Source organism: Myxococcus sp. AM009 (assembly GCF_013372605.1).
Taxonomy (GTDB): Bacteria; Myxococcota; Myxococcia; order Myxococcales; family Myxococcaceae; genus Myxococcus; species Myxococcus vastator.
Genome location: NZ_JABXEP010000273.1, coordinates 1 through 5,933, shown reverse-complemented (window position 1 = coordinate 5,933; position 5,933 = coordinate 1). Strand labels below are relative to the sequence as shown.

6 protein-coding genes are annotated in these 5,933 nt (G+C 68.6%); 5 read left to right on the top strand and 1 reads right to left on the bottom strand.

What is annotated here, in order from left to right; genetic code table 11:
• Positions 1–512: PleD family two-component system response regulator (locus HV824_RS34660; RefSeq protein ID WP_176425177.1), on the top strand; the 512-nt coding region annotated here is incomplete at its 5' end.
• A gap of 55 nt (positions 513–567) precedes the next feature.
• Here HV824_RS34660 and HV824_RS34655 read toward each other — a convergent pair.
• Positions 568–1,872 (bottom strand): radical SAM protein, encoded by a 1,305-nt coding sequence (locus HV824_RS34655; RefSeq protein WP_176425176.1) that lies wholly within the window; start codon positions 1,870–1,872, stop codon positions 568–570.
• Positions 1,873–2,057: 185 nt separating this feature from the next.
• On the opposite strand from HV824_RS34655, the gene ald reads away from it, so the two are divergent.
• From ald to HV824_RS34635, 4 genes are all read left to right on the top strand, one after another.
• The gene (gene ald, locus HV824_RS34650; RefSeq protein ID WP_176420575.1) at positions 2,058–3,182 is read left to right on the top strand and encodes an alanine dehydrogenase; all 1,125 of its coding nucleotides are present in this window, start codon (positions 2,058–2,060) and stop codon (positions 3,180–3,182) included.
• A 242-nt stretch (positions 3,183–3,424) separates the two neighbouring features.
• Positions 3,425–4,066 (top strand): sigma-70 family RNA polymerase sigma factor, encoded by a 642-nt coding sequence (locus HV824_RS34645; RefSeq protein WP_013940756.1) that lies wholly within the window; start codon positions 3,425–3,427, stop codon positions 4,064–4,066.
• A gap of 22 nt (positions 4,067–4,088) precedes the next feature.
• Entirely contained in the window at positions 4,089–4,997 is a 909-nt protein-coding gene (locus HV824_RS34640; protein ID WP_176420574.1) for an anti-sigma factor, read from the top strand.
• 176 nt (positions 4,998–5,173) lie between these two features.
• Positions 5,174–5,933 (top strand): PleD family two-component system response regulator (locus tag HV824_RS34635; RefSeq protein ID WP_176425175.1); only part of this gene is annotated, 760 nt, incomplete at its 3' end.

Below are 5,933 nucleotides of genomic sequence, written 5' to 3'. Positions count from 1 at the left end.
CCCCCGCCCTGGGCATCCCCACCGCCGCGCCCGCTCCGGCGGCGGCCCCCGCGGCGGCGCCTACCGCGCCGGCTCCCGCGGCCCCTGTCACCGCGGCGACGGGCGGCCTCAAGCCCGCGCCCACCACGGGCGGGCGCAAGCCGCGCATCCTCATCGTGGATGACAGCGAGATGACGGCCCGCATCATCGAAGCGGACCTGGTGGCCAAGGGCTTCGAGGTCCACGTCGCCGACACCGCCGACAAGGCCACGAAGATCATCCTCAAGAAGCAGACGCGCCCGGACCTGGTGCTGCTGGACGTGCGCATGCCCAACGTGAACGGCGAGCAGTTCTGCCGCTTCATCAAGAGCAACAGCCTCTTCAAGGGCATCAAGGTGCTGCTGTGTTCGGGGGAGAACGTCGAGGAGCTGCAGCGCATCTGCCGCGAGGCGGGCGCTGACGGCTACATCCCCAAGGACGCGGTGATGGGCAACCTGGTGGCCAAGGAGCTGATGCCCACCGGCAACGAGTAGTCCCCGGGGGGCTCCCGTCGGCGGAGGAAGGAACGCCCTCCTCCGCCAGGAGGCGCTACCGGCGCCCGGCCGCGTTCTCGCGCTCTTCCAGCCCGCGCGCGAAGTTGCCCACGATGAGCCCCGGACGCGCCGCCTTCAGCCGCTGAAGCAGCGTGCGGATGCCCACCGGCTCGCCCCCGGCGCCGCGCTCACGCGCAACGTCCAGGTACTGCAGCGGGTCGATGCACAGCGAGCGCGTCTGCACCTGGTCCACGCGGTACTTCTTCACCAGCCGCTCCAAGGCCCGCACCTCGCCCTCGCGGTCGGTGACGCCGGGGAACAGCAGCAGGTTCAGCGCCAGGTACGCGCCGCGCTCACGCGCCAGGGCGATGGAGGCCTCCACGTCCTCCCAGCCGTACTTCACCGGCTTGTAGTAGGCCTCGTAGAGCTCCTTCACCGCCGAGTTGAGCGACACGCGGACGGCGTCCAGCCCCGCGTCGAAGAGGGCCTCCAGGCCGCGCGTGAGGCTGGCGTTGGTGTTGATGTTGATGGAGCCCGCCTGCGTGCGCGCCCGCATGTAGCGGATGGCCTCGGCGATCTGCTTCCAGCGCGTGAGCGGCTCGCCCTCGCAGCCCTGGCCGAAGCTCACCATGGTGCGGCCCGGCGCGTGCTCCAGGTGGAAGAGGCCAATCTGGCCCATCTCCTCTCCCGTGGGGCCGTCATCCATGCGCTCGTGCGACGCCGGGGGGCCGTCCTCGGGCTGGTCGGAGATGCAGCCGACGCAGCGCGCGTTGCACATGACGGACGCGGGGATGGCGGCCTCGTCACGCACGTAGAAGGTGTTCTGCGACGTGAAGCACCGGTAGAGCATCGCGCACGTCTTGAGCTGCTTCAGCACCCGGTTGTCCGGGAAGCGCGCCAGGTGCTTCGCCACCAGGTCCTTCATGTCCGGCGTGGAGAACCGCTCCGGGTCCCAGTGGGAGCGACGGTCGGTATGGATGGCCCACGCCACCGGTCCCTCTCCCACCCAGGCGGCGGCGGTGTACGCCCACTGCGGCAGCACGGGGCCACTGCCCTTCACCTCGCCAGGGAGGAACGTCCGCGTGTAGCCCGGGGGCAGCAGCGCGCCCACCGCGTTGGGGACAAACGACTTGCCCCCCATCTTCATCTCCCGGACGAGCTCCAGCTCCCCCGTCTCCGGATGCAGCCCCACCGGGAGGCGGCCCGGCAGGTGGACGAGCCGCCCGGCGGAGGGCAGCGCGATGGGCTTGTCCTGCGGAGGAACGAGCTCTTCGCCGCTGCGCAGCGTGGCGAGCAGGTACGGATGTTCCATCACCCGTCCCTTGGGGTCCGCGAATAGGAGCTTCGGGGCAGACGTCATGTCCCGGGTAACTAACACGAGCGGCCCGCGCTTCATCACGCATCGCATCCAACGCCTCGCGTCATGTCTTCAGGGGTGTTTGCCGCGAATGGCGCCCAAGCGGGGCTGTCCGCCCGCGCCTTGATTCCCCCTTGGCCCCTCGTTAGGGTCCGCGCGCTTTTTACGTCCCCCTCTCGGAGGCAGTCGTGATCGTCGGAGTTCCCAAGGAGATCAAAACCCGCGAGTACCGCGTCGGAATGGTGCCGGCTGGCGTGAGCGCCTTCATCGCCGCGGGTCACACGGTCCTGATCGAGACGAACGCCGGCGTTGGCTCCGGCATCCCCGATTCGGAGTTCCAGCGCGTCGGCGCGCAGATCGTCACCACCGCGGACGAGCTCTGGAAGCGCTCGGAGATGATCATCAAGGTCAAGGAGCCCATCGCGCCCGAGTACGCGCGCATCCAGCCCGGCCAGATCATCTATACGTACTTCCACCTGGCCGGCGTGGATCCGGAGCTGACCAAGACGCTGCTCCAGAAGAAGGCCTCGGCCGTGGCCTACGAAACGCTGCAGCCGGATGATGGCAGCCTGCCGCTGCTCAAGCCCATGAGCGAGGTGGCCGGGAAGATGGCCATCCAGGTGGGCGCCCGGTGCCTGGAGAAGGCCCACGGCGGCAAGGGCATCCTCCTGGGCGGCGTGCCCGGCGTGCGCCGCGGCCGCGTCACCGTCATTGGCGGCGGCGTGGTGGGCCTGTGTGCCGCCAAGGTGGCGGTGGGCATGGGCGCCGAGGTCACCATCCTCGACGTCAACATGGAGCGCCTCACCTACCTGGATGACGTGTTCCTCGGCCGCGTCGGCGTGCTGGCCTCCGACACGGAGAGCATCGCCCGCTCCGTGCGCGAGGCGGACCTCGTCGTGGGCGCGGTGCTCATCCCCGGCGGCAAGGCCCCGAAGCTCGTCTCCGAGGCCCTCATCGCGGAGATGACCCCGGGCGCCGTGGTGGTCGACGTGGCGGTGGACCAGGGCGGCTGCATCGAGACGTGCAAGCCCACCACCCACGACAACCCCACCTTCGAGGTCCACGGCGTCGTCCACTACTGCGTCGCCAACATGCCCGGCGCCGTGCCGCAGACGTCCACCTACGCCCTCACCAACGTCACCCGCCCCTACTCGCGCAGGATCGCCGACCTGGGTCTGGTGGAGGCCGCCAGGTCCGACCGCGCCCTCGCGCGTGCGCTGAACACCTACAACGGCCACGTCACCTACGAGGCCGTCGCGAAGGACATGGGCTACGCCTACATGCCCATCGCGGACGCGCTCGCCGGCAAGTAAGCCCGGCAAGCAGGCAGACGACGCAGTCGCTGGCGGGGAGGTTCGGATGACGACATCCGGCCTCCCCGTCCGTTATCTCTGCTGGGGAATAAGTTTCCCCGGCCGGCGTCGTGTATTCCCGAAGCGGGCGTCCGGGCGGGTGTCGTGGGATGCCGTTGTTGCCCTGGTTGTTCCCGTGCATACATTTGGCGGGTAAGCGACAACTCATTCCCCTTTTGTTTCGGGCCCTTGGAAGGCGGGACATGTTGGACTTCAGGCAACCCAACCGGACGAAGCAGGAATTCGAAGAGCTGGCGCTCGCCCACCTGGATCCGCTCTATTCGGCGGCCCTGCGCCTGACGAAGAACGAGCGCGACGCCGAAGACCTGGTGCAGGACACCTGCATGCGGGCGTACCGCTTCTTCGACAAGTTCGAGCGCGGGACGAACATCAAGGCCTGGCTCTTCAAGATTCTCACCAACACCTTCATCAACCGCTACCGGCGGAAGGTGAAGGAGCGCACGGTGGTCGAAGGCGTGGAGCGCGAGGCCGTCCACGAGCGCTTCGTGAGCCGGGACGCGACGGACTTCGCGGCCAACCCGGAGCAGTACTTCTTCGACCGACTCCTGTCGGACGACGTGCTGCGAGCCATCGACTCGCTGCCCATCGACTTCCGGCTGGTGGTCATCCTCGCGGACCTGCAGGAGTTCTCCTATAAGGAAATCGCGGAGATTCTCGAGTGCCCCGTGGGCACGGTGATGAGCCGCCTGTTCCGCGGACGCAAGCTCCTGCAGAAGAACCTGCGTGAGTACGCCGAGGGCCAGGGCGTGTTCCGGCACGACGGTGAGCCGGTGAATGCCCCCGCGGACCTGGAAGAGTATCGCCACAGGAAGAAGACAGGCTAGAAAGCCGTTCCTAGCGCGCCCCATGAACTGCCAGGACCTCGAACGGCTGCTCTATCCGTACCTCGACGGCGAATTCCAGCCCGAGGAACGAGTGGACCTCGAAACCCACCTCTCCGGGTGCGCGGATTGTCGGCGCCGCGCGGAGGAAGAGAAGCAGATGCAGCAGGCGCTGCGGCGAGCCGCGCGCCACTCCGTTTCGGGCATGCGGGCCCCCGCATCGCTCCGGGCCGGCATCCAGGTGGGCCTCAAGCAGCAGCAGCGCCGCGTCCAGTTAGGCGTCTGGCTGCGCGCCGGGGCCATGGCGCTGGTGGTGGTGACGGTGGGCGGCGGCTGGGCCGCGTTCCACGCCGAGCAGCGCCTGAGCGCGGCCAGGACGGAGGCGGTGCAGCGCCACAGCAAGAGCAAGACGCTCCCCTTCGAGATTGCCTCCAACGCGCCGGAGCAGGTGGAGGAGTGGTTCAAGGACAAGGTGGATCCGCGCATCACCGTCCCGCAGCTCCCCAAGGCGAAGCCGCTGGGGGGGCGCATCTCCATCCTCAACGGCCGCGAAGTCGCGTACATCAGCTACGAGACGCTCCCGGACAATGAAGGTGAGCCGAGCCGCCGCCTGGGCGTCTTCGTGCTCCCGGGCGACAACGAGGTCGTCATCCCGAAGTTCCAGGCCCTGCAAGCCGTGGAAGTGGACTCCGCGCAGGGCTTCAACGTCGTCACCTGGCGCGACGACGAAATCGTCTACGAGATGGTGACGGACATGGACGAAAGCGACATCCGCCAGATGCTCGCCGAGCGCGACAGCGGTGAGAAGCTCGCGCGCAAGTCCGTGCCGGAGGCCGACGAGCCGCTGTATTCGCTCCCGCCCGCGTCTCGCGCGCCGCACTCCTGGCCTCCCATCTCCGTGGAGCCGGTGACGTACCCGACGTACCCTCAGTGACGGAAACGTCGGCTGTGTGACGGCGCCTGCCCGCTCCCCGGGCGGCCGGAATTCCGCCCGGTCCGAACATTGACGCTCCCGCGCATGGCCGATAGCCTCGACGCACATCATCACCTTGCGCGTCGCGGCCGGTAGGGCGTTTGCGCGCGCCGCACACCAGGACGGGCCGTCCCTCCATGTCGAAGAAAATCCTGATCGTCGAAAGCGACACCGCGCTCTCCGCCTCCCTGCGTTCGGCCCTGGAGGGCCGGGGCTTCACGGTCGAAGAGACGACCGACGGCAAGGGCAGCGTGGAGCAGATCCGCAGGGAACGGCCGGACCTCGTGGTGCTCGCGGTGGACCTGTCCGCGGGGCAGAACGGCTACCTCATCTGCGGCAAGCTGAAGAAGGACGATGACCTCAAGAACGTCCCCATCGTCATCATCGGCAACCCGGACGGCTTCGCGCAGCACCGCAAGCTGAAGGCCCACGCCGACGAGTACGTCGCCAAGCCGGTGGACGCGGATCAACTGGTGGAGCGCGCGGGGGCGCTGATCGGCTTCCCCGAGCTGCCCGCCACCGAGGACCTCGTCGACGAGAGCCTCACGCTGGACGCGCTCGGCGACGAGCCGATGACGGCGGACTTCGGCGAGGAGATCTCCGTGGAGACCGCGGAGGAGCCTGCCGTCACGGGCGAGGAGCTGGACCTGGACGCCGCCTTCGGCGACCTGTCCGCGCCCGAGGAGACGCCGTCCTTCGAGGAAGAAGTCGTCGTCGCGCCGCCCGAGGCGGTGGTGGAAGGCGTGGAGGAGGACTTCTCCACGCTCGACTCGCTGGGCACCGACCTGGATGATCCGCTGGAAGGGCTGGATGACTCCGACGAGAAGACGGTGATTGGCTTCATCGCCCCCGCTCCCGTGGCCGCGCCTCCTCCCGAGCCGCCCCGCGCCGTCGCGC